The sequence below is a fragment of the Clostridium sp. HCS.1 genome, from assembly GCF_047900555.1.
GTDB lineage: Bacteria > Bacillota > Clostridia > Clostridiales > Clostridiaceae > Clostridium.
In genome coordinates this window covers 3,678,564-3,704,269 of the sequence record NZ_CP170704.1, presented here as the reverse complement: position 1 = coordinate 3,704,269, position 25,706 = coordinate 3,678,564, and the positions used below count along the sequence as shown (strand labels likewise).

Sequence of the window (25,706 nt, the reverse complement as noted above, 5' to 3'; positions counted from 1 at the left end):
CGGAATTAATCGCATTGCTAATATACAAAGGTGAAGGAAAGGAGTAAAGATATGAGACATTTTATTGTGGCTTCCCACGGCCCGTTATCATCTGCTATTATTGCTAGTGCTACTCTTATTGGGGGAGAAAGTACCTTCTGCAAGTTTTCTTCAATCCAAGTTGAGATGTCCGATTCTAGTGAGCACATTAAAAATGTGATTGAAAATCAGTTGTCTAAATATAATATAGACGATGAGATAATTGCCTTGACAGATATATTTGGGGGTAATATTACCAATATATTGGCAGAGTATATAAGATCTTATAAGATTTATATCTTAACTGGTATGAATTTAGGGATGGTTCTAGAAGCAGGTCTTTCTGATGAGTCAATCCCTGTGGAAGAGTTAATTAATTCACTTTTACAATTTGGGTCACAGGGAATTTGTTTTGTAAACGATATTGCGAAAAAAAGTGAGGAGGAGAATGAAATATGATTAAAGCACTTCATTTAGATGACAGATTGATTCATGGACAAGTAGCTATCTCCTGGACCAGGTTTTTGGATGCCAATGTCCTTTTGGTCATCAATGACAAAATCATTAATGATAATACAAGAAAAATGGCACTTAAAATGGCAGTTCCTCCAGCTGTAAAATATGGATTTCGATCTGTAGATGATGGTATCGCCTTTTTGAATGGTCCAGATAGTCAGAAATATAAAATAATGGTATTGGTTGATAATCCAATTGATGCTGCTAGAGTGGCTTTGGGAGTTAGTGAGGTTACACGCTTGACGATAGGTGGTGTACGTAAGAAAGCTCCTTTTATTTCGGATAACCTTAATTTGACACCAGAAGATGTAGACGCACTTTTGAGTATAATTAAATCAGGTAAACCTGTTGGAATGTTGCCTACTCCATCACATAAGTTTAATAATTTAGAAACTCTTTTAAAAAAAGCTTCTCAAAAGAATAATCTCTAAAACTAATAAATCGCTGGCATTTAAGCAATCATTTTAATACAAGAGTTTTGTTGTGAAAAAATAAAGAGGAGGCTACACTCTTAAAAACAGTATACAAAAAGAATAGGAGGTTTTAAAGAATGCTTATAAAAGCAATATTAGTAGCATTAATAGCTGGTATTTGTAAAATTGATAACCGTCTATTTGGGATGACTATGATACAACGTCCGTTAATAGTAGGAACATTAGTTGGTTTTGTCTATGGAGATCCTGTTGCGGGAATGATGTTTGGCGCACAGTTTGAATTATTAAGTATGGGACTTGTTGGAATTGGTGCTCATTCTGGTATGCCAGAGATAACTCTTGGTTCTGCACTTTGTACAGCATTTGCCTTAGGTAGTGGAACCGGTTTGGAAGTAGCATTAGCAATGGCATTGCCTATTTCAACTTTTGGTACCACGATTGGATATTTAACTTGGATTCCTTTAAATCATATCCTTAGTGAAAGAGCAAAAGCAGCAGCTGGGGTTGGTAACACAAAGGTAATGGAAATCTGTCAGTGGTGTGGATTATTTAATTATTTTTTCTTCCCTTTCTTGGTTGTGTTGATTGGTATGCTAGTTGGTGCACCACTATTTGAAAAATTAATTGAAATCACACCGCAATTTATAACAAGCGGAATTTCAACAGCGTCAGGTATGCTTCCTGCCTTAGGCTTTGCTTTGCTAATGCAACTTACATATAGCAATAAATTAGCACCGTACTTATTTATTGGTTTTGTTGCTGTGGCATTTTTGGGACTATCTAATGTAGGGGTGGCTATAATTGGAGCAATTTTAGCTATTCTAGTGTTTAATAATTCTGAGAATCAAGGTAAGGAGGTAATGAATGATGTCGACGAAATCTGAATCTAAAAAGTTAACAAAAAAAGATTTGATGAGTTTATTTTGGAGAGCTTTTCTTTTACCTGCTTGTTATTCCATGGATCGTATGCAGGCACCTGGTTTCGCATATTCTATAATTCCTGTTTTAAAAAAACTATATGGCAATGATAAGCAAAAATTAGCAGAGGCATGTACTCGTCACTCAGAGGTTTATAATAACACATTTGCTTGCTCACCTTTTGTACTTGGTATTGCAGCAGCAATGGAGGAAGAGGCAAATTCTAATCCAACATTTGATGTCAACTCAATTAATGCAATTAAAGTAGCTCTTATGGGACCGTTATCTGGTATAGGAGACACATTCTTTTGGGGAACTTTCCGTATCATTGGGTCTGGTATTGGGATTTCATTGGCTATGAAGGGGAATTTAATAGGTCCTCTGCTTTTCTTGATTATTTATAATATTCCTAATTTATTGGTGCGTTATTATGGAGTTCAATTCGGGTATAAACTTGGATCTAGCTCAATAGAGACATTGGTAGCTGGAGGATTAATGAAACGTGCTACTACTGCAGCAGCTGTAATGGGGTTAACAGTTATAGGCGGTATGATTGCATCGATGGTTAATGTTAAGCTTGCTTTAGTAGCTAATTTTGGACAAGATGTAACCCTAGATGTTCAAGGTATTTTTGATGAGATTTGTCCTAAAATATTGCCGCTAGGATTAACATTTTTAATTTACTATTTATTAAAGAAGAATGTAAAAGCAGTGTGGATTATGATTGGGATTATTGTTCTAGGAATAATAGGGAAATACTTTGGTATTCTATAATTGATATATACAGGGAGGAAAATAATGAGTAATTTTACGATGTATGACTACGTATATGAGACAAGAAAGTATGCACTAAATATCGTAGATAATAGTGAAAAATTATGCAAAGATTTTGCTTTTAAATTTGCAGAAAAAAAATATAATCGTATTTTGTTAGTTGCATCTGGCACTTCAAATAATGCTTGTGTTACAGCAAAATATTTTATGGAAAAAGTTTTGAGACTTCCGTGTGTTATTTATACAGCATATGCATTTGCACACTATGAATCAAATTTTTATCCGGAAACAGATTTGATGATTGCAGTAACTCAAGAGGGTGAAAGTACCAACACAATTGATGCAATTAATAGAGCAAATAAGTTAGAAATTGATAATTATGTTGTTACAGAGTATCTGGATAATACATGTACACAACTTGCTAAAGGTAAGGTAACTATTGATTGTAATAGAGAATTTATGGGACCAAAGACAAAAGGTTATACTTGTACAGTTTTAACTTTATACATAATGGCACTAGAGGCATCGAAAGCTGCAGGTATAATAACCGATAAAGAATATAATGATGTGAAAGCACGTATGAGAAAGACTGTAGACAATATTGATAATATTGCAAGAGCATCAGAAATATGGTTTGAAGCGAATAAAAATGACTTAATTAATTGTGAAAAATGTTATGTTCTAGGATATGGAGCTAATATTGGAACTGCTATTGAAGGAGCACTGAAAAGTCTTGAAACAGTACGTTTTCAATTTTTTGCCTTTGAAGTAGAAGAATTTTTGCATGGACCGTTGGCATCTGTAAAACCAGATGTTTACACTATTCTTATTGCACCACCATCTTATGGATACGAAAGAGCATGTGAATTGTATAAAATTATGAATGAACAGAATGAACATTCATATGCACTAGGTACTATTGAGGGGGTTGAGACACCACACGTATTAAAAGCACAATTTATTAACGATGAGGATTTTTCTACTCTTGAATATTGCATACCATTACAACTATTTGCATATTTGCTCTATACTGCTAAGGGTATTGATTTAAATGTACGTAATTACCCGCGCACAAGAGATGCACTGCCTACGAAAGCCAGACCTGTTCAAAGATAAGAAGCTTATTTTAATTATAAAAAAAGATATAAGAGACATGCCAGAAGATAATAATACTTCTGGTATGTCGTTTCTGTATTACTAATTTTAGTTTTCTATTTGTGAGGAGGATTAAGGTGTATTATAGTACCCTATATAAGAATTTTAGTGAAATAAAAAAGGGATTAGAAAGTAAAAATATTATATTAAGATTATCCAATGGATGTTATTCGAAAATAATGCAGGAGTATGGGAAAAAATCATGGATTATGCAGATATCATATGTGTTACCATTTTTGTTACCATTTATGGTATTGATGTGCATTTGTTTTTTTTATAAGAATTCATCCGTGTTCTTAGCACTTCCAATATATTTATTTTTACCGTATTTCATTCCAATACCACGAGTAATTGCTATGGCTATGACTATTTTGGGACTTTTTGGCTTAGTGTGGGATTGGCCGCCATTAGTTGTGGGAGTTTTTACTCCCGGATTGTTTTCATTAGGGGGAATTCGAGTATGGCAGTTTGTCATTCAGGCTTCGGTAGTACGTATGGCATTACAGAACGAAAAAATATTTGAGCGACTATGGAAGGAGAAGTTGATTGCACTTCAAGATAAAGAAGGAATACATCAATATAGAGAGATTTAATTGTATTTATGGGCTTAATAAAAATAATATGAATAGAGGGATATGATGAGCACAAGGATAAAAGCAATAATATTTGATTTGGATGGTGTTTTGATTGATTCTGAAATTCAATACATGAAAAAACTACAGGAGTTTGCAGAAAAAGTCTTAAAGAAGAAGCTGTCAGATGAATTTTTTTTACCTATTGTAGGAGCAACAGGGCAAGTTCACTGGAATGTTATACGTTCCTATTGTCCAGATGCATGGGATAGAGACGAGTTTCGCAAGAATTATCACAAATTTCTTGATAAAAATCCAATTGTTTACTCGGACATCATTTTTCCTGATGTTTGCATTACTATGGAATGGTTACGAGATAACGGCTACAGAATTGTCTTGGCAACTTCAACCCCTATGGAAAAAGAAAAAAGTGTAGTGTTGGAATGTGGAATTAAAAAATATTTTGAATTTGAACTAACAGGAGATATGTTTGCTGAATCGAAACCAAACCCGGAGATTTACCTTACTTGTCTTAGTAGATTAAATTTAAATGCAGAAGAATGTCTTGTTGTTGAGGATTCTGCGATAGGAATTGAAGCAGCAGTCGGGGCTGGGATTCCAGTGGTGGCAAGGATTGAAAAGCGTTATCCTATAGATCAGAGCAAAGCAGATTTTTATATCGAAAAAATAAGTGAACTTATACAACTATTACAACGGTTAAATAGTAAAAGGTAAATAGCTTGTACATTAAAACTATAGTTCCAATATGAGATAATGACATTTAATCGTAAAAATTGTGAAAAGTTATAAAGCTTTTTAGTTTTTCTAAGTTGATACAATTTTACGAGAAAGTTCCTATGGATACTAAATTAATCAAGGATTAGTACAAGCTTCAACAGTGGTATGCATTGATTCATGAATGAGGTACTAGTGGAATGATGATTAAAGACTGGTGCGAGGAGAATAATATTATAAGAGATAGAGGTTGTATATAAATGATAAGATAAAAATGGTTCTTACGTGAAATTCCATATTATTGATGATTTCAATATATAAATTTGCATATTTATTTGTATTGGTAAAATAGATTTTTCAAAAAACGTAAATTTACGGAAGAACCATTTCCATTATACAATTTCCTCTATTAACACATGCATAGCTTACTTAAACGATTATTCTAAGTAAAAGTATTGACATTATTATGGCATTTAGAATATATTAAAAGTAGATAGATTTCAAATAAAGAGAGGTATTTTTGTGAGTGTATAGTATCAAATAGTTAACTTAATATTAATTCCAAAAAAAGTAGGTTTTTTAGCCTTTGTTTGTTGTGGAATTAATTAAACTATATTGATACAAGTCCACGAATAAAAATACAAGGGGTATTCTATACCTTTTTTGTAATTGAATTTTTAGCTGTGGAAGTATCCACAGCTTTTTTGATTTTTAGAACCTATATTATGAAGTCTATCTTGATTTCGTGACTTGTATGTATTTAATACAAGAAAGGAATAAATAAATGGATAAAATAACATTGGAGAAATTAGATTATTATGAATTAAAAGAAATAGTAAAGAGCTATTGTGTAAGTGGATTAGGAAAAAACTTAATAGATAAGCTGCAGCCTAGTGGTAATTTAAAAATTGTAAATAAGAGACTTGATGAAACTTCAGAGGGAAGAAGGCTTCTAGAAGCTTCATATCATATACCTTTAAGTGGAATATTTGATATAACACCTAATATTGAAAAGATTGAAAAGGGAGCCTCTTTAGATCCAGAAGATTTAACTATGGTCAGCGACTTCTTAAGGGGATGCAGAAAAGTTAAGTTATTTGTTAAAGATAAGGAAGGATATGCTCCAACTCTATGTAGTTATGGTGATAATATTACTGATTTAAGTTATATAGAAGAGGAAATAAATAAGTGTATTAGAGGTTCTGTAGTAGATTCTAATGCTAGTAAGGAACTTAAGAAAATAAGAAGGCTTATAGATGACTGCGAAGAAAAAATAAGAGAAAGACTAGATAAATTTTTAAAGAATAGTGAAAATAAACAATACATTCAAGAATTTTTTATAAGTAAGAGAAATGGAAGATATACAATTCCAATAAAGTCTGCTTATAAAAAATATGTTCAGGGAACTATTATTGAAGCTTCATCAAAGGGGTCAACAGTATTTATGGAGCCAGATACAATTTCTAGATATACTTCAGAACTAGCTACTTTAAAAATAGAAGAAAACATTGAAGAGTATAAGATATTAGGTATGCTTACTGAAATGTTAAACGAAAGAATAAGAGATTTAAAAATAAATATAGAAGTAATAGCTGAATATGATATGATTTGGGCTAAAGCTAAATATAGTAATGATATTTCTGGTATAAAACCTAGGTTAAATGATTATGGTTATATAAAAATAGTAGATGGAAAGTATCCTTTGATTAAAAATGTAGTACCTCTTAATTTTGAAGTTGGAGATAACTATAGAACCTTAATAATAACTGGTCCAAATGCAGGAGGAAAAACAGTAGTTTTAAAAACTGTTGGTATTTTAACACTTGCAGTACAATCTGGATTTCATATAGCAGCTAAGGAAGGAACAGAAATATCAGTCTTTGATAAAATATTCGTTGATATAGGAGACAATCAAAGTATTGAAAATGCTTTAAGCACTTTCTCTTCTCACGTTAAGAACTTAGCAGAAATAATAAAGCAAAGTACAAAGTCTACTTTATTACTATTTGATGAAATAGGAAGTGGAACTGAACCAAATGAAGGAGCAGCACTAGCTATAGCTATTTTAGAAGAGTTATATCATAAGGGATGTATTACAATAGCTACTACCCATTATGGAGAAATAAAAAATTTTTCAGAGGCACATCCAGATTTCGAAAATGCAGCTATGGAATTTAAAAAGGATACTCTTGAGCCTTTATATAAACTTCATATTGGTAGAAGTGGAGATAGTAACGCATTATATATATCTAAAAAGATGGGAATTAATGATTTAATAATAGCTAGAGCCAGAAAATATATAGAAACAAAAGATTATAATTATGAATTAATTAGAGCAAGTAAGGTGAATAGAAAGAATGAAGAAATAGAAGTTCTAGATTCTAAGTATAATTACTGTGTTGGAGATAGAGTGATTCTTTTAGATAAAAATGAAAGTGCTATAGTTTATAAGGAAATAAATGAGCTAAATAATTTAATGGTTCTTTATAAAAATAATCTTATTGAAGTAAATTATAAAAGGGTTAAGTTAGATGTTAAGGCTAGTGAATTATACCCAGAAGGCTATGATTTAAATCAATTATTTACAACCTATAAAGAAAGAAAATTAGACCATGATATTAAGCGTGGTTCTAAAAAGGCATTAAAGAAAATAAGAAAAGATTCAATATAATTTTAGTAATAAGAAAATATCCTATATATATGGACTTTATTTTGTAATAGTCTAGTATATAGGATATTTTTAATTTCTTTATTTTAATTTATAATCAATAAACTTGAAAATAAAACATTTATGCAGCTTTTTGTATTAATTTAGTATTATGTTTAATCTTCTTATGGGATTGTACAGAGTGTACTGTAGTAGCTAAAACTATTGAGATTAAGCATAAAGCTCCAATAACTATAAATGTAGATTTAAAGCCTCCAGTTATTGATGATATAAATGAACCTGCAATTGCTCCTAAGCCAAAACCTTGATATATTACTCCATAATTTTTAGTTTGGTTTTGAATACCGAAGAATTCTCCTACTATAGCAGGGAAAACTGTAATATTTCCTCCAAAGCAAAATGCAATTGAAGCAACACATGCAAAGAAGATTCCGAAGTTTAAAGGTATAAAGCTTAATACAAATACTGCAACAGTTGTTACTGAAAGTGATAGAATTACAACCTTTAACCTACCAAGCTTATCTGATAAAGCACCTAATATAATTCTTCCAGCTGTATTAAATATTGCTACCATAGCAACTGCATTTGCTGCTACTGCAGGTGTTAATCCAACAAGTTGAACACCAATATCTTTAACTATTCCTATTAGATATAATCCGCTCATACATGCTGAAAAGAATATTAAAAATAAAGCATAGGCTTCTTTTGTTTTAAGCATTTCCTTTATTGAGTACTCTTTCATATTAGTATTATTTCTAGAATGTTTACTTACTAATGGAGCATCCTTTATAAATTGAGCTCCTACTATGATTAAAGCCATGGCTATTATTCCCCAGTAGAGAAATGTTTGTGAAACTCCTATATTATTAATTAAGTCTCCATTAATATATTTAAAAATTAAACTACCTGTACCATAAGCTCCTACTGAAATTCCAGAAATAAGCCCTTTTTTATCAGGGAACCATTTAATGCAATTTGAAAGTGTAGTAATATATGCTATACCATCTGCTGCTCCAACTATAACACCAGCTGTAATATAAAGCATAGGTAATGAAGAAGTTATTGATGTTAATATTAAACCAAGCCCTAATATTAATCCTGCAAATGAAGTAAGTTTCCTAATTCCTAGCTTGTCTTGAAGTTTACCAGCAACCAATGTAGATGCTGCTAAAGCAAAACTGGTTATAGAAAAGGTAATAGCTACCTTATTTAATTGAAATCCAAATTTATTTACTAAAGGTTGATTAAATAAGCTCCAAGTATAAATAGTTCCTAAACCTAGTTGAGCAATTACTGTACCTAAAACTATTAACCAACGATTTTCTGATGTTTTTTTCATTTCATTCACCTCTAAATTTATTTTGTAATATAGCCTTTTCATATGCCTTTTATAATGACAAATTGTTTATAGACTAATTATAAATGGATAAAAAATAAAATTAGTTTTATATGAACGAAATACAAATAATTTTAAATGAAATGCATTTATATGTTCATGAGTTGCCTGAATTCTTTTACATTACTTCTACTTACAGGTACTTCATAATCAATATCTTGAAGTTTTAAATTATAAGTGCTATTAAACCAGGGGATTATTTCCCTTATTTTATTCATATTTACAATATAAGATCTATGAGATTTAAAGAAGGTATCTTTAGGTAGCTTTTCATAAAAATCAGATATACATAAGTTTACTGTGTATTCCTCATTTTTAGTATAAACACAGGTTATTCTCTCCTTTGCCATACAGTAATATATATTATTAATATCTACTACTATTATTTTTTCATTTTTCCATAGATTTATTTTATTTGATATACTACTTTTAGGAGAGGGGTTTTTTTCTTGATTATCAATATTCTCTAATTTTTTTAACATTGAAATAATTCTAGATTCTGAATAAGGTTTTAATATATAATCAAAAGCTTCCACTTCAAAAGCTTCAACTGCATGTTCTTTATATGCTGTTATAAAAACTATATAAGGCTTTTTAGTAAATTTACTTATACTTTTAGCTAGTAGAACTCCATCTAATGAAGGGATATTTATATCTAAAAATATAATATCAATTTCATTATTTTGTATATATTTAAGAACTTCTATTCCATCTGAAAATTCATCAACTATGTGGAGCTTACTATAATTTTGAATAAAATATTTAAGTTCCTCTCTTGCTAAGAATTCGTCATCAACTATTATAGCATTCATATATTTCACCCTCTTATATATTTTTCTTTATAAAAAATTCTATCCTAGTTCCCTTATCTAGCTTTCTAATATTAAGTCCTTCACCATAAATAAGCTTAATTCTTGAATGTACATTATAAAGGCCTATTTTCTTTTCTGGAACATTATCAGTATAGATATTATTTATCATTTCTTCACTTATTCCTATGCCGCTATCAACTATAGAGATTCTAACTTTCTCATCTTCATCTTTCAAGCTTATTTTAATTGTTCCATTCTGGTTATCCTTTAAAATTCCATGAACTATAGCATTTTCAACTAAAGGTTGTATTGTTAAGCTAGGAATTTTAATATCTACTTCATCTATATCATAGATTACATTTATCTTGTCTCCAAATCTAGCTTTCTCTATTTCTATATAATCTCTTACTTGTTTTAATTCTTTCTTTACATCTATAAATTCACTATTTAATTCTAAGTTAAATCTTAAATAACTAGATAGATTTATTATAAGATCTCTTGCATTATTTGGATTAATTCTTATAGAAGAAGCTATAGCATTTAATGCATTAAATAAAAAATGAGGGTTAATTTGAGTTTGAAGTGCCTTAAGTTCTGCCTTATTTGCCATTTCCTTCATTTCTTCAACCTTTGAAACTTCCATAAGAGTTGATATTATTTGAGAAAGTCCTATAGCAAGAGTTTCTACAGTATAAGTTATATGATTAGAAGATTTATAGTATATTTTTAGAGCACCAATAACTTCACTTTTCTCCTTAAGAGGTATTATAATAGCTGATTTTAATAATTCGGATTTTTCTTTAAAGCCAGTATTTTTTATGACTATATTATTATTACTAATGGCTTCCTTTGTTTCAGCATTTATAATTTCATGTCCAATATTGTAGTACTCTTTACCAACACCAATATAAGCTAATATATTCTTGGTATCTGTTATTGAAACTGCATCAGCTTGAATATCTTCTTTAATAATAGTGCATATCTTATTTAAAGATTCATTATTTATACTTCTAAAGTAAGGAAGAGTTTTATTTGCTATATCTAGTGCTAGTTTTGCCTGCTTAGCAGCAATTTTTTCTTTATCATCTTCTATACTTTGAACTAATATAACAATAAATCCTACACATACTTGTCCAAGAATCATTGGAAGAGCTATTTTAGATACTATATCATAACCTAACTCATGAGGTTTGCTTAATAGAAGTATTAATATCATAGTGATTGATTCAGAGAACATACCTGCTATTATTCCAGCTATCCACCTATATTTTCTTTGAACTTTTTTATTAATATATCCTGAGATTATACCTGCGCTAATACTGCTTATTAGACAGGGGATAGAAGTTACTCCGCCTATATCTATTAGATATCTATGGACACCAGATATTACTCCTGTTGTAATTCCTACAAAGGGGCCAAATATTATTCCCCCGGATACTATAGTAATAGTTCTAACATTTACTAGGGATCCTTCTACATTAAGTCCTGTGTAAGTTGATAATATTGCAAAGGCAGAAAATACTATACATGCAATTAAGTAATCTTTTTTTCTATATGTATCTCTTTGAAATATATTTCTAAAGCTTTGTAATCTTGTTATAACAAATAGACATGCAAGAAGTAATACAGCTCTATCAATTAATTGAATTAATATACTAAATATATAATTCAAGAATAACCTCATCTCCCTTCGTTAGATGTAAATATGGTTTATAAAAAAAGAATGGAGCTATCACAACAGCTCCAAATTTAAAATGCGAAATATAGAATTATTTAAGTAAATTATTAAAAATTTTACTTAACAAATTCTACGAGAATTTTTACTTTTATCTTACATTTTTAACTATTCATCTTCCGTTATGCTTTAGCACTAATAGGTATCCATATTACTTAATAAAGGACTTTGACATAAATACTTATAAATGATATTATATAATATATCTATAATATTTTAATATAACACATTTAAATTAAAAAGTCAATACTTTTTTGAAAGGAAGTTTTAAAAATGAATGAAATTAGTAAATTTTTTCAAGAGAGCCTACTAGAAAATAATTTATTAAATGAAATTTTAAAATGTAATGAAGTGACTAAAGAATATGGATTAAAACTTAATGAAAATGATATTAAGGAAATTGTTAAAACAAGGAATATAGCTCTTGAAAGAAGCGGAAGAATAGAATTTAATGGGCAAATTATAAATAAAATAATTGAGAGTTTTTGTGACTCACCTTATATTTCACAATATAACTATAGTGAAACAATAAATGAATTAGTAGAAATATTTTATAATTATAAAAATGAAACCTTAGATTACATTGGTGATGATGAATTAATAGAGATAATGAAAGAATTTTTTGATGATTATTGTCAGGGGTCCCTAGAATTACTAGAAGGAAAAGTTTTATATAAGATTTCAGATAATATTAGAAATGGTGTTAGGGATTATACAAATATATATAGTGAGAAGGAATGATAATGGGTGGATAATAAGGGAGATATTAAATTATATAATAAATTTAAAGATCTTGATAAAGAATATTTTTTCAAGGATTTATTAACTAAATGCTATGAGAATGGTTTGTTAGGAGATATAGATATAAATAAGATTTATAATGCTAGACTAGAGCTCTTAAAGATACAACTAAGGTACTATACTAAAGATGAAACCTCATCTATCATGATAGAAGTAGCAGAAAATATTTTAAAAGGAATTGATTATACAATAGGATTTTATATTAAAACTTTAAAAGACATAGAATTAATGATTAGGGAATTAAAAAGTTTTACTTTAGGGGAAATTTTCAAAAAAGGTAATGCTTTAATTAAGGAAAGGGTTAAAATAAATGAAAAATTATTAGATTATATTCAAAATAATAAAATTAATATTGATAACTATTCCTATAACGATACTATAGATTATGGAATTCCACTATTTTTTAAAAAATATGATGATTTTTTTACACCACATGAAGGAGATGGCTCTATAGATTATCAATTATGTATTGATGATATGGATTATGTTGGAATAGAGTATATAGAAAATTATTTAAATACATTAAAGTTAGAAAATGAATTTTGTAGTAAATTTGATATTGAAGAAATTAATGAATTATTAAAGGGGTATGATATAAATAGTAATGTACTTCTTATAAATATATTTGAAATAGTTCTAACTAATGCAATGGGATTAATAATTTGTGGGAAAGGACTAAGTAGTTTAAATATCAATGAAAAGGACAGAGAGCTCATAAAAGAAAAGTTAGGAAATTTACATTTGTGTAAATTAATAAGTGAATTGAAAAAATATAGCAATATATTATATAATGAAGTATATATAAAAAATATTAAGTTAAAAGAGTATATTGATAAAGCTATATTAAAAATAGCGCCTATTATAAAAAATGCCATAGAATTAGATAAACTAGAAAATGTTTTTATATCATTTGTTGGAGAAGATAATGACTTAATAACATATGTGGATAAGGAAAAAATGAGTAATGCTAGATTTAGAAGTATTACTGATAAGGTTAGGGAATGTCAATCAATTGAAGATAAAATTAAACTTATAAAAAACAATATAGAAAGTTTAGAAGACTTGATAGACATGTTAGATTCAGAGTGTTTGTTTGATGATGAGTATGAGAAGTACTTTAAGAGTTTATCACAGTTCGAGATTATACTTATATTTAAATATATACAAGGTTTTAGTTTAGATAATATATGTAGTAAGGATTGGTATTTAAGCTTTAATAAATTTATTTATCAGTTGGATACAAAAGAACAAGAAAACATTAAGAAGATTTCTGAAAACATAATTCTAAGTTAAGTAAACTTTAAAAGGTAAAGTATATTATTTCAAAAAAATAAAATACTAGATAGAATTAGTAAAAGGAGTGAATTTAATGAAAGGTTTGTTAGGAAAAGCTTTTATGGTTGAAGGAATAATATTAGCATTATTGGGAATAATTTTTCTTATAAATCCAGTAGATGCTTTTTTAAGCTTCACTAAAATATGTGGATTTTTTATTATAATAGCAGCTGTATTAAGAATAATTGGAGGGTTTGTAAGTTATTCAAAGTTATATTATATACTAACAGGTTTTATAGATTTATTATTTGGTATATTGGTATGGAGGAATCCTGTAGTAACAGTTGAAAATCTGATTTTAATATATGGAATATGGACATTTGTAAAAGGTATGTATAATGTGGTGGTAATTTCAAAGTATAAGTTATTGGGCTTTAACTTATTAACAATCTTATCTATAGCTTCTATATTATTAGGTGGATTTATAACACTTTGTCCTATAGTTATTTCAGTCACTTTAAAATATATACCTTATGCTATAGGAATATACTTTGTATTGATAGCAATTTTTGAAATGTATATTGGATATAAAATAAAAAAAATTAATATTTAGAGATAATAATAAATATAAAGGGCTGTTACATAATGTAATATTTTTGTGACAGCTCTTTTTAGTTATCAGAGACATAATTTTTATGCATATATATTTATAATCAATAGAATTATAAGTATATAATTAGTTAAATAAGCTTTGACATTGACTAATACCCAGGGGGTTACCTTAACATATTATTAAGGTAAGTTTAAAAAACAACTTAACGAATTTTTTATTAGTAGTGGGTATTATAATATATTTATACCTAATATGAAGATATTAAGCAGTGATTACAGAGAGTATCAGGATAAATTAGTAGAGTTGAATAAATTAATGTCTAAAGAACTGGGAATTAAGTATGATGAAAATATGAATATAATAAAAATAAATAACTAATGTATAAATGCAAATTTATTTTGATGAAAAGATTTATCTAAATAGTACCTTTTCTAGTAGAGTAGAATATTATGCTACTAGAAAGGATGTGATAAAAATGAATTATGAAAGAGCTGATTATGGTAGTTTGCAGGAGTTATATGATGAGTGCAATAATTTAATGGGCTACCATATAACCATAGTTATGAAAGATGGAAGTGCAGTAGATGGAATGATTGAGAAAGTAGATGCTAACGGAATTACTATGTTAGTTGGAGAAGATGTTATGAATGATGAAGAGGATATGGCTCAATCCATGAATCAATCTAATGAGCAAAGACAATTTGGAAAAGGAGGTAGAATGAGAAGGCACAGAAGGTTTAGACGTAGAGGCTTTCCATTCAATTCTATTAGGAGAGTTTTCCCTATAATTTATCCTTATCCTTTTCCTTACGGCCCATTCTTCCCTTTTTAGAAATAGGACTTAAATAGGATATCCTCCTGTTATATTATGATATAATTAAGAAAAATATAATTATAACTTAGGAGGCATTAATGTTTAAAGTAGCAATCTTTGATTTAGATGGGACATTACTGAATACATTAGATGATTTAGCAAATGCTTGTAATTATGCCCTAAATAAATTTTCTTTTCCAACTCATGAAGTGAGAAAATACAAAACCTTTATTGGAAATGGGATATATAAATTAGTGGAAAGAGCTTTACCTGATGATAAAAAGGACAAGGAAACAGTAGAAAATGTATTAGAAGTATTTAGTGATTATTATAATGAACATATGATGGATATGACCAAGCCTTATGATGGAATAATAAATCTTTTAGACCAATTAAGAATGAAGGGCATAAAGCTTGGGGTTGTATCAAATAAGAAACATGAATTTACAATAGAAATAGTAAATAAATATTTTGGGGATAGGTTTAATATAGTATTTGGACATAGAGAAAACTATAAAGAAAAGCCTGATCCATCGTCTGTTTTAGAAATAATAGAAAAACTTGATGTATTAAAAAGTGAGTGTATTTATATAGGAGATTCAAATGTAGATGTAATAACTGCAAGAAATTCTGGTATTGAATGTATTGGAGTTTCTTGGGGCTTTAGAGGTAAAGAAGAATTAGCTAAGGCGGGTGCTGATTATTTAGCTGATAATATAATAGAATTAAGAGATATAATAATTAACAATTAAAATAAAAATAGTAGCTAATTAAAATAAGCTACTATTTTTTTGTTTTAATAATATATATAAGATGTGCATTTAAAGTTTATTGACAACCATAAATCAAAGAGTTAAATTAAAATTATAAAACACTTGAAAACGTATACTTGAAATGAGAATTAAATATTAATACATTTACTACTTATAAATATATTTTAAGAGGGAGATTAAAATATATTTTAATGGAAAATTAAAAATTTTATTTATGAGGGGGAAAGAAAAGTGAATAGATTAATTAATACTCCTAGGGATAAGGTTCAGGAAACAATAGATGAATTATATGGGGATTTACAAAGAAGAATAGCTGTTAGTCCTAAAAGATCGTGTCCAGTAGATTTAGCCGCTGCTTTTTTAAGGATATGTCAATGTCATACCTGTGGTAAATGCGTGCCATGTAGAATTGGTCTAAAGCAACTTGAAAACTTAATAGATGATGTATTAGAAGGTAGGGGAACAGAGGATACACTAGGCCTTATACAAAGAACAGCAGAAGGGATAGCGGATTCAGCAGATTGTGCATTAGGTTATGAAGCAGCTGAAATGGTGTTAACTGGTCTTAAAGGATTTAGAGATGATTATGAACTTCATTTAAGTGGTTATGAATGTGTAGAAAGGCAAGAAAAATCTATCCCTTGTACAGAACAATGTCCAGCAGAAGTTGATATACCTGGATATATAGCCTTAGTGGAAGAAGGTAGATATGCTGATGCAGTAAGACTTATAAGAAAGGATAATCCACTTCCTTTAACTTGTGCTCTTGTTTGTGAACATCCTTGTGAAAGTAAATGTAGAAGAAATAATTTAGATTACTCTGTAAATATAAGAGGGCTAAAAAGAACTGCTGTGGAAGAAGCAGGGTATGTACCTATACCTAAGCCTTATCCACCTACAGATAAATCAGTTGCCATTGTAGGGGGTGGGCCTAGTGGCCTTACAGCTGCTTATTACTTAAGTTTAATGGGACATAAAGTAACAATTTTTGAGAAGAGAAAAAAACTTGGTGGAATGCTACAATATGGAATTCCTAATTATAGATTACCAAAAGATCAGTTAGATAGAGAAATAAAAACTATTTTATCTAATGGTGTTGAAGTAAAAACAGAAGTCTCCATTGGAAAAGATATTTTAATGGAGGAACTTAGAGAAAAATATGATGCAATATATGTTTCAATTGGAGCACATGGCCATAAAAAACTTAGAATACCAGGAGAAGATTCTCCTTCTGTAATATCAGCAGTACAGCTTTTAAGAGAAATTGCTGATGATAAGTATCCTGATTTTACAGGAAAAAGAATTGTGGTAATAGGCGGAGGAAATGTTGCTATGGATGCTGCAAGAACTGCAGTTAGACTTGGTGCATTTGAAGTAAATATAGTATATAGAAGAAGAAAAATAGATATGACAGCATTGCCTGACGAAGTAGAAGGTGCTATAGCAGAAGGCTGTGAAGTTATAGAACTTATGGCACCACTTAGTATAGAAAAAGATGGTGAAGATAAAATTAAAGGAATATGGGTCCAACCTCAAATTATAGGACCAATAGAAAATAGAAGAGCAAAGCCTCTTAATTCTAAGAGAGAACCACAATTTATAGCTTGTGATACTGTAATAGTTGCTATAGGTCAAGATATTGAATCAAAATACTTTGAGAAATGTGGAATAAATACTGAAAGAGGAAAAATTATTGTATCAGAATCAGGAGAAGTGTGTGGAGAAAAAGGTATATTTGCAGTTGGTGATTGTGTAACAGGACCATCTACAGTTATTAGGGCCATAGCTTCTGGTAAGGTTGCGGCAGCTAATATTGATAGCTATTTTGGATATAAGCATGTAATAAAAAGTGATGTGGAAATACCACCTATTAAATTTAAAAGTAGTATTTCATGGGGGAGATCTAATATGTATGAAAGATCTGCAAAGGAAAGACGTATAGACTTTAATATGGTTGAAAAATCTCTTACATTAGAGGAAGCAAAGCAGGAAGCAGGAAGATGTTTACGTTGTGATCATTTGGGCTGTGGAGCATTCAAGGGAGGTAGAGTAGATAGATGGTAAGTCTTATAATAGATAATAAAAAAGTAGTTGTACCTAGAGAAATTACAATTCTTGAAGCAGCAAGAATTGCAGGAATAGAAATACCTACACTTTGCTACTTAAAGGATATCAATGAAATAGGAGCCTGCAGAGTTTGCCTAGTTGAGATTGAAGGAATTAATAAACTTGCAGCAGCATGTAATACTCCTATTTCAGAAGGAATGGTTATTAAGACTAATAGCCCAAGAGTTAGAAAGGCTAGAAAAATTAATGTAGAGCTTATACTTTCACAGCATAATTTCCGTTGTGCTACATGTACTAGGAATGGAAGTTGTAGACTTCAAAGTATATCAAGAGATTTAGGTATAAATTATTTACCTTATAAGGAAGAAGTAAAATATAAGCCTTGGAGAAGGGATTTTCCTTTAATAAGAGATAATGAAAAATGTATAAAGTGCATGAGATGTGTTCAAGTATGCAATAAAGTTCAATCTTTAGGAGTATGGGATACAACAGGAAGTGGTTCTAGAACTAATATTGGTGTATATAAAAATAATAGAATAGAGGATACAGATTGTTCTTTATGCGGCCAATGTATAACTCATTGTCCAGTAGGGGCTTTAGTTGAGAGAGATGATACTGAAAAAGTTTTTGAAGCATTAGCAGATCCAGAAATTATTACAGTAGTACAAATAGCTCCTGCAGTTAGAGGTGCTTGGGGTGAAGAAATAGGCCTTTCAAGGGAAGAAGCTACTGTAGGGAAAATAGTAGATGCACTTAGAAGAATAGGTTTTGATTATGTATTTGATACTACCTTCGCTGCAGATTTAACTATAATGGAGGAAGGTACTGAATTAATTGAAAAGTTAAGAAATGGTGATAAGCCTCCAATGTTTACATCATGTTGCCCTGGATGGGTAAGATTTATAAAATCTCAATATCCAGAGTATGTATCAAAACTTTCTACAGCAAAGTCTCCACAACAAATGTTTGGAGCAATAACAAAGACGTATTTCGCAGAGAAAATGAATATTGATCCAAGAAAAATATATTGCATCTCAATAATGCCATGTACTGCAAAAAAATATGAGAAGGATATAGCAGGCATAAATGGGTCAGATGCAGATAGGGATGTAGATGTAGTATTAACAACAAGAGAACTTGTAAAGATGATAAGAGCAGAGCATATAAATCCTAAGGATTTAAAAGATGAAAATATGGATAATATATTAGGCGATGGAACTGGAGCTGGTGTTATTTTCGGAGCTACAGGAGGAGTAATGGAGGCTGCATTAAGAAGTGCTTATTACTTGCTTACAGGAGAAAATCCAAAGGTTGACAGTTTCCGAAATGTAAGAGGAATGAATGGGTGGAAAGAAGCTGAATTTGCTATTGGAAGTACTATTTTAAAAGTAGCTGTAGCAAGTGGTCTTGGTAATGCTAGAAATCTTATGGATGCTATAGAAAGAGATGAAGTTAAATATGATTTTGTTGAAATAATGGCATGCCCTGGAGGTTGCTCTGGAGGCGGTGGGCAACCAATATTCTATAATCAAGAGCTTGCAGAGGATAGAGCTGATGTGCTATATGGTCTTGATAGAAACTCTAAATGGAGATTTTCTCATGAAAACCCTATGGTAATTAAGTGCTATAATGAATATTTAGGTGAACCGCTTTCTAAAAAAGCTCATGAGCTTCTTCATTTTTCACATATAGGATCCCATTAACATACCAGATTGTTAATTAAGCTCATAATATTGTAAAGTAAGGGAGAGTTGCTTAAAAGCAACTCTCTTATTTCTTTGATAGATATATTTATAACTTAAAGAATCAAATATAGAAATATTATGCTATTTATATATTTGACTTAATAAATAGGTATACATTTTAGTAAATAATATATAAATTAGTTTATATTTTTGATAAGATGTAATAAAATAGTAATAAAGAATTAAGTTTAGCAATATAATATTAGATTTTAAATATTAGTTAAATTTATGAAGGGTGAGGGAGAATATAATGGTTCAAGATATAATAAAACAGCTTCAAATTATAGTAAACGTTGAAAGTCATGATGTCACTTATACTACTATAGCAAGAGTGATATTAGAAAATATACAAAATGGAATGGAGCATATAACCATTTCAGATTTAGCAGATATGTGTTATACATCTCCTTCCACTATAAGTAGATTTGTTAAAAAATTAGGATATAGTAACTATAATGAATTTAAAATGAAATGTTTAGAAAGAAAAAATCTTGGAACAGAAATACTGTCAGATAATGTAAAGAATATTCCTTTTAATTCTATAAATGATAAAGAAGTATTAATTAATCTTGTAGATTCAATCAATATATCACTAAGAGAATTTGTTGAAAAACTTAACATAAATGAAATTGATGAATTGGTTAATATGATACATGATTATAAAGATATATACTTTTTTGGCTTTCACTTATCAGGTTATTTTATGCAACATCTACAATATAATCTTTTTAACTTGGGTAAATATGTTAATTTTGCATCTCAAGAAAGAAGTCAAGAAAGTCTAGCAAAGCAAACTAATGAAAGTAGCCTATCAATTATTTTTTCTGTTGATGGAAATTTCTTAAGACAAAAATCACAAATTTTTTATTCACTTAAGGATAATGGTAGCAAAGTTATTCTTGTTACACAAAATCCAGCTTTAAAAATGGCCTCACAATGTGATTATGTTATTTACCTTGGTAATTATAAAAGTGCAACTGAAGGAAGATATAAACTTCATTTATTTACAGAAATATTAATCAATAGGTACTATCAAAAATATAGTAAATAACACACTTATTGAATCCGTTTTCAAAAAGTGAAAATAATTTTAAACATAGAAAGCAACTTCAAATCTTGAAGGGTTTTCTATGTTTTTTTTGTGCTAATATTAAATCAAGAAAAGAAATAAATTTAAGATAAAATTATAAACGAGGAGGAGATAATAATGGACAAGCATGAGGTTGCTAAAAAAATTATTTTTGAAATAGGCGGAAAAGAAAATATTTCTCAAAGCTGGCACTGCATTACAAGATTACGTTTTAATTTGGTAGATGTAGAAAAGGTAAACATTGAGAATATTAAATCCATAGAAGGTGTTATAGGAGCACAATTTAAAAGTGGTCAATTCCAAGTTATAATTGGCAATAAAGTTGGAGAAGTTTTTGAAGAAGTTACTTCTATTTTAGGTAAAGAATTTGATTCTAATGTAAAGGAAGAAAAGAATAAAAAAGGGATTATTAATACAATTTTTGATACTATTTCTGGGATATTTAATCCTATTTTACCAGCAATTACTGGAGCAGGTTTATTAAAAGGCGTTATGGCATTATTAACAGCATTTAATTTAATTTCAACAACTTCTTCAGAATATGCAGTTTTAAATATAATTTCAGATGCACCATTTTATTTTTTACCATTTTTAATTGCTTTTTCAGCAGCTAAAAAGTTTAAGACAAGTGAGGTTTTATCAGTAACACTTGCAGGAGTACTAATGTATCCTACTATTATTAACTATGCAGCTTCAGGAGAAGTAGCTTCATTAAGCTTCTTAGGATTAAAGATACCAATGATTAGCTATAGTTCAACAGTTATTCCTATAATTTTAGGTGTATGGTTATTAAGTTATGTTTATAAGATAGTAAATAAATATGTACCTAATCTTTTCAAAATAATAATTACACCATTAGTAGTTTTATTAATTACATCAGTATTAGTTTTAGTATTTATTGCACCATTAGGAAGTTATATGGGAGTTTATGTAGAGAAGTTCTTCACAGGTTTATTTAATGTAGCAGGACCATTTGCAGGAATGTTACTTGGAGGTACTATGCCTTTAATCGTAATGACAGGTATGCATTATGCATTCTTCCCAGCAGCTTTATCAAGTTTTGGTACAGTTGGATATGATGTTATGTTACTTCCAATGAATTTAGTTAGTAATTTAGCACAAGCTGGTGCAACTCTTGCAGTAGCCGTAAAGAGTAAAGATAAAAATATGAAATCATTAGCAGCTTCAACAGGTATTTCAGCAGTTTTTGGTATAACAGAACCAGCAATTTATGGAGTTACTTTAAAATTAAAGAAACCTTTCTATGCAGCATTAATTGGAGGAGCAGTTGGTGGTGGCATATTTGGAACCTTTGTTGTAAAGGCATTTACCTTCACACTTCCAGGAATTACTGCACTACCTTCATACATTGAGCAAGGAACTAAGAATTTCTTGTTTGCTTTATTAGGTGTAGGATTAAGCTTTGTAGTAGCTTTTGTAGTAGCATTATTTTTAAAGGTAGAAGATTAAATTGTTAAATAGAAAAGGTTAATAGAAATATAGAAAATTTTAATATAAATAAGGCTTTAGGAGGATTAGATATATGAAAGAATTAATGAAAGGCTTCCCAGAGGGATTTTTATGGGGGGGAGCAACTGCTGCTAACCAAATCGAAGGAGCTTTTGATGAGGGTGGTAAAGGATTATCTACTTCAGACATGGCAGCTTATAAAAATCCATATGCAACAGGAAAAGTTGATAACTTTACCTTTAATGTAACATCTAAGGAATTAGAAGAGTATTTAGCTCATCCAGAAAAATACAAGTTCCCAAAGCGTTGGGGAATTAATTTCTATCATAATTATAAAGAGGATATTGCTCTATTTGCAGAGATGGGATTTAAAGTATTCCGTTTATCAATTTCTTGGGCAAGAATCTTCCCAACTGGATTAGAAGAAGAACCGAATAAAGATGGATTAGCTTTTTATGATAAAGTATTTGATGAATTAGCTAAATATGGAATTGAACCATTAGTTACTATGTCTCATTACGAGATGCCAATTACATTAGTACAAAAATATAATGGATGGAAAAGTCGTGAATTAATAGGATTATTTGAAAAGTATGGTAGAGTGTTGCTTTCTAGATATAAAGATAAAGTAAAGTATTGGATTACATTTAACGAAATGAATATGTCTTTGCATAGTATTTATACTGGCGCTGGTATTTTAGGTGATTTAGTTGAAAATAAAATGCAAGAGGGATATCAAGCGGTTCATCATCAATTTGTAGCAAGTGCTCTAGTTGTAAAGGCAGCAAGAGAAATTGCACCAGATGTTAAGATTGGTTGTATGATTAATCAAATAGAATCATATGCAAAAACAACGAAACCAGAAGATCAGCTACAAGCATTAAAGGCTAATCAATTAAATATGTTTTACCCTGATGTACAAGCAAGAGGAGAATATCCATCATATATGACCCGTTTCTTTGCAGATAATAATATCCATATTAAAATGGATAAAGATGATGAGAAAATTCTTGCTGAAGGGAAAATTGATTTTGTTTCAATTAGCTACTATATGTCTCACGTAGCAGAGGCACGTGAGGACGCTACTGCTGTAGCAGGTACTTTTGATAGTGCAATTAAAAATGAATACTTAGAACTTTCTGAATGGGATTGGCCAATTGATCCAATTGGATTACGTATTTCATTGCTTAAATTATATGATCGATATCAATTACCGTTGTTTATAGCTGAAAATGGATTAGGTGCAAAAGATGTATTAACTGAAGATAAGAAGATTCATGATTTATATCGTATAGACTATATTAAAAAGCATATTATAGCTATAAAAGAAGCTATTAAAGATGGCGTAGAAGTTATGGGATATACTACTTGGGGATGTATTGATTTAATTAGTTGTGGAACATCACAAATGTCAAAGCGTTATGGATTTATCTATGTTGACCAAGATGATGAGGGAAATGGTTCTTTAGAAAGAATTAGAAAAGACTCTTTCTATTGGTATAAAGAGGTAATTAAATCAAATGGTGAGAATTTAGGATAATAATACTTAGGAGTTTATTGATGAGTAAAAAGTTGATTTTTATAGATGTAGATGGAACCCTCTGCGGTTTAGATGGACAAGTACCGCTATCTGCAAGAGAAGCAATTAATATAGCAAGATCTAAAGGCCATTTAGTATATATATGTACTGGTAGGTCAAAACCAGAAATAACTGAAGATATTTCATCTATTGGCTTCGATGGCATGATTTGTGCTGGTGGAGGATATATAGAAGTTAATGAAGAAGTATTAATGCATAAAAAAATGTCTATAAAATCTGTAAAAAGTATAATAGAATATTTTGAGATGCATGATATAGATTACTATATTGAATCAAATGATGGTTTGTTTGGAAGTTCAGGTTGTATAGATGCTATTTTAAGACAAGTAACAAAGGGACTTAAGGAAAATAGTAGTGATTTTGAGAATGCAAAGAAGGAAATTGAATGGTTTTTCCAAATAATAAATAAATATAAAGATAGGAAAATCAATTATAATAATATAAACAAAATATCTTTTATTAGCAATGGACATCCTTATGAAGAAGTTTATAATAGATTTAAAGAAGATTTACAAATCTACCATAGTACTGTACCACAGTTTGGAGAAAATAGTGGGGAAATTGGAATAAGGGGTATAAATAAATCTACGGCAATTAATTATGTTATTGAATATTTAAATATGGATAAGAGTAATACATTGGCTTATGGCGACGGAGAGAATGATATAGATATGTTTAAATGCGTTAATCATGGTGTAGCAATGGAAAATGCAAAATCAGAGTTAATGAAATTAGCTAAAGAAATAACATATACAGCTGAGAATGATGGTATATACTTTAGTTTCAAAAAAAACAATTTAGTATAAATAAGAGGTGAAAAGCAAAAATGCTTTTCACTTTTTTATAAATTCATTTCTTCAGTATATGAGGAGATAAATATCATATGATGGCGACTTGGAATTTACTACGGAGCAAAGAATAGGATATTCATCTCCTTTTTTTTATATTAAATTTTAAGATTATTATAAGGTTACTAAATTATAATATTTTACGAATAATAATTAGAGAAATTTAATTTACAACTTTAATACATATGAATGATATTATATGAGTTTTAAGGAGGATATTTATATGCAAAGAATATTAATAGTGGAAGATGAAGAAGCAATATCAAATTTAATAAAAATTAATTTAATTGCAGAAGGGTATATGTGTAAATGTGCCTTTAATGGAATTGATGCTGCAAATATTATTGAAGATGAAAAGTTTGATTTGATTTTGTTAGATATAATGTTACCAGGAATAGATGGATATGAATTATTAGAATATATAAAACCTCTTAAAACTCCAGTAATATTTATTACTGCAATTGGAACTGTAGAAAATAGAATAAAAGGATTGAAGCTAGGAGCGGATGATTATATAGTAAAACCCTTTCAAATTGGAGAATTATTAGCAAGAATAGAAGCTGTTTTAAGAAGAGTAAATGGTGGAGATAAAGTTTATGAAATTTTAGGAGTTAAGATAAATCAAGATTCTAGGTCTGTTATTAAAAATGGGAAATATATAGATTTAACAGTAAAGGAATTTGATTTATTGTTAGAGCTAATAAAAAATAAAAATATAGCCTTATATAGAAATCAATTATATGAAAGAGTATGGCAAGAAGAGTTCATGGGAGATACAAGAACTATTGATTTACATATTCAAAAATTAAGAAAAAAGTTAGGTTGGGAGAATAATATAAAAACAGTTTTTAGAATTGGATATAGGTTAGAGGTATAA

Annotated in this window: 23 protein-coding genes; 20 read left to right on the top strand and 3 right to left on the bottom strand. The window is 29.4% G+C overall.

Annotated elements, in window-relative coordinates; all coding sequences use genetic code 11:
• The first annotated feature begins 51 nt into the window (after positions 1–51).
• The 8 genes from ACFYH6_RS17785 to ACFYH6_RS17750 all read left to right on the top strand — a co-directional run bounded on the left by ACFYH6_RS17785 (position 52) and on the right by ACFYH6_RS17750 (position 7,793).
• Positions 52–477, top strand: a complete 426-nt coding sequence (locus ACFYH6_RS17785) for a PTS sugar transporter subunit IIA (protein WP_416179888.1) — start codon at positions 52–54, stop codon at positions 475–477.
• Positions 474–965 carry a PTS sugar transporter subunit IIB gene (locus ACFYH6_RS17780; protein WP_416179889.1) on the top strand — a complete coding sequence of 164 codons (492 nt, stop codon included), beginning with the start codon at positions 474–476 and terminating at the stop codon, positions 963–965. Before ACFYH6_RS17785 ends, ACFYH6_RS17780 begins: the two co-directional genes overlap by 4 nt.
• 119 nt (positions 966–1,084) lie before the next feature.
• Positions 1,085–1,852, top strand: a complete 768-nt coding sequence (locus tag ACFYH6_RS17775; RefSeq protein WP_416179890.1) for a PTS mannose/fructose/sorbose/N-acetylgalactosamine transporter subunit IIC — start codon at positions 1,085–1,087, stop codon at positions 1,850–1,852.
• Positions 1,833–2,660 (top strand): PTS system mannose/fructose/sorbose family transporter subunit IID, encoded by an 828-nt coding sequence (locus ACFYH6_RS17770; RefSeq protein WP_416246468.1) that lies wholly within the window; start codon positions 1,833–1,835, stop codon positions 2,658–2,660. The genes ACFYH6_RS17775 and ACFYH6_RS17770 overlap by 20 nt, the downstream gene beginning before the upstream one ends.
• Positions 2,661–2,684: 24 nt before the next feature.
• Complete coding sequence (locus tag ACFYH6_RS17765; protein ID WP_416179891.1) at positions 2,685–3,776, top strand: SIS domain-containing protein; 1,092 nt, start codon at positions 2,685–2,687, stop codon at positions 3,774–3,776.
• Between the two features lie 116 nt (positions 3,777–3,892).
• On the top strand, positions 3,893–4,408 hold the full coding sequence (locus ACFYH6_RS17760; RefSeq protein ID WP_416179892.1) for a hypothetical protein: 516 nt from the start codon (positions 3,893–3,895) through the stop codon (positions 4,406–4,408).
• A gap of 45 nt (positions 4,409–4,453) precedes the next feature.
• Positions 4,454–5,122: an HAD family hydrolase gene (locus ACFYH6_RS17755; RefSeq protein ID WP_416179893.1), complete on the top strand. Its 669-nt coding sequence runs from the start codon at positions 4,454–4,456 to the stop codon at positions 5,120–5,122.
• 784 nt (positions 5,123–5,906) lie between these two features.
• Complete coding sequence (locus ACFYH6_RS17750; RefSeq protein WP_416179894.1) at positions 5,907–7,793, top strand: endonuclease MutS2; 1,887 nt, start codon at positions 5,907–5,909, stop codon at positions 7,791–7,793.
• A gap of 118 nt (positions 7,794–7,911) precedes the next feature.
• Here ACFYH6_RS17750 and ACFYH6_RS17745 read toward each other — a convergent pair whose 3' ends face one another.
• The 3 genes from ACFYH6_RS17745 to ACFYH6_RS17735 all read right to left on the bottom strand — a co-directional run bounded on the left by ACFYH6_RS17745 (position 7,912) and on the right by ACFYH6_RS17735 (position 11,670).
• Positions 7,912–9,129 (bottom strand): OFA family MFS transporter, encoded by a 1,218-nt coding sequence (locus ACFYH6_RS17745; RefSeq protein WP_316343653.1) that lies wholly within the window; start codon positions 9,127–9,129, stop codon positions 7,912–7,914.
• Between the two features lie 146 nt (positions 9,130–9,275).
• Complete coding sequence (locus ACFYH6_RS17740; protein ID WP_316343652.1) at positions 9,276–9,998, bottom strand: LytTR family DNA-binding domain-containing protein; 723 nt, start codon at positions 9,996–9,998, stop codon at positions 9,276–9,278.
• Positions 9,999–10,011: 13 nt separating this feature from the next.
• A complete protein-coding gene (locus ACFYH6_RS17735) occupies positions 10,012–11,670 on the bottom strand; it encodes a LytS/YhcK type 5TM receptor domain-containing protein (RefSeq protein ID WP_416179895.1) in 1,659 nt (552 codons plus the stop codon).
• A 336-nt stretch (positions 11,671–12,006) separates the two neighbouring features.
• Here ACFYH6_RS17735 and ACFYH6_RS17730 point away from each other — a divergent pair, with 336 nt between their 5' ends.
• The 12 genes from ACFYH6_RS17730 (at position 12,007) to ACFYH6_RS17675 (ending at position 25,706) form a co-directional block, all read left to right on the top strand.
• On the top strand, positions 12,007–12,474 hold the full coding sequence (locus tag ACFYH6_RS17730) for a DUF6323 family protein (RefSeq protein ID WP_416179896.1): 468 nt from the start codon (positions 12,007–12,009) through the stop codon (positions 12,472–12,474).
• A gap of 6 nt (positions 12,475–12,480) precedes the next feature.
• Positions 12,481–13,827, top strand: a complete 1,347-nt coding sequence (locus ACFYH6_RS17725) for a DUF6179 domain-containing protein (RefSeq protein ID WP_416179897.1) — start codon at positions 12,481–12,483, stop codon at positions 13,825–13,827.
• Between the two features lie 76 nt (positions 13,828–13,903).
• Complete coding sequence (locus ACFYH6_RS17720; RefSeq protein ID WP_416179898.1) at positions 13,904–14,422, top strand: DUF308 domain-containing protein; 519 nt, start codon at positions 13,904–13,906, stop codon at positions 14,420–14,422.
• A 475-nt stretch (positions 14,423–14,897) separates the two neighbouring features.
• Positions 14,898–15,254, top strand: a complete 357-nt coding sequence (locus ACFYH6_RS17715; RefSeq protein WP_316341938.1) for a hypothetical protein — start codon at positions 14,898–14,900, stop codon at positions 15,252–15,254.
• Between the two features lie 80 nt (positions 15,255–15,334).
• The gene (locus ACFYH6_RS17710) at positions 15,335–15,988 is read left to right on the top strand and encodes an HAD family hydrolase (RefSeq protein ID WP_416179899.1); all 654 of its coding nucleotides are present in this window, start codon (positions 15,335–15,337) and stop codon (positions 15,986–15,988) included.
• Between the two features lie 252 nt (positions 15,989–16,240).
• Positions 16,241–18,073 carry an NAD(P)-binding protein gene (locus ACFYH6_RS17705; RefSeq protein ID WP_416179900.1) on the top strand — a complete coding sequence of 611 codons (1,833 nt, stop codon included), beginning with the start codon at positions 16,241–16,243 and terminating at the stop codon, positions 18,071–18,073.
• The gene (locus tag ACFYH6_RS17700) at positions 18,067–19,779 is read left to right on the top strand and encodes an NADH-dependent [FeFe] hydrogenase, group A6 (protein WP_416179901.1); all 1,713 of its coding nucleotides are present in this window, start codon (positions 18,067–18,069) and stop codon (positions 19,777–19,779) included. The genes ACFYH6_RS17705 and ACFYH6_RS17700 overlap by 7 nt, the downstream gene beginning before the upstream one ends.
• Before the next feature lie 292 nt (positions 19,780–20,071).
• Positions 20,072–20,872: a MurR/RpiR family transcriptional regulator gene (locus ACFYH6_RS17695; protein WP_316341942.1), complete on the top strand. Its 801-nt coding sequence runs from the start codon at positions 20,072–20,074 to the stop codon at positions 20,870–20,872.
• Positions 20,873–21,028: 156 nt separating this feature from the next.
• Entirely contained in the window at positions 21,029–22,381 is a 1,353-nt protein-coding gene (locus tag ACFYH6_RS17690; protein WP_316341943.1) for a PTS transporter subunit EIIC, read from the top strand.
• A 73-nt stretch (positions 22,382–22,454) separates the two neighbouring features.
• Positions 22,455–23,921: a glycoside hydrolase family 1 protein gene (locus ACFYH6_RS17685; RefSeq protein ID WP_416179902.1), complete on the top strand. Its 1,467-nt coding sequence runs from the start codon at positions 22,455–22,457 to the stop codon at positions 23,919–23,921.
• A gap of 20 nt (positions 23,922–23,941) precedes the next feature.
• Positions 23,942–24,787 carry a Cof-type HAD-IIB family hydrolase gene (locus tag ACFYH6_RS17680; protein WP_416179903.1) on the top strand — a complete coding sequence of 282 codons (846 nt, stop codon included), beginning with the start codon at positions 23,942–23,944 and terminating at the stop codon, positions 24,785–24,787.
• A gap of 265 nt (positions 24,788–25,052) precedes the next feature.
• Entirely contained in the window at positions 25,053–25,706 is a 654-nt protein-coding gene (locus ACFYH6_RS17675) for a response regulator transcription factor (RefSeq protein ID WP_416179904.1), read from the top strand.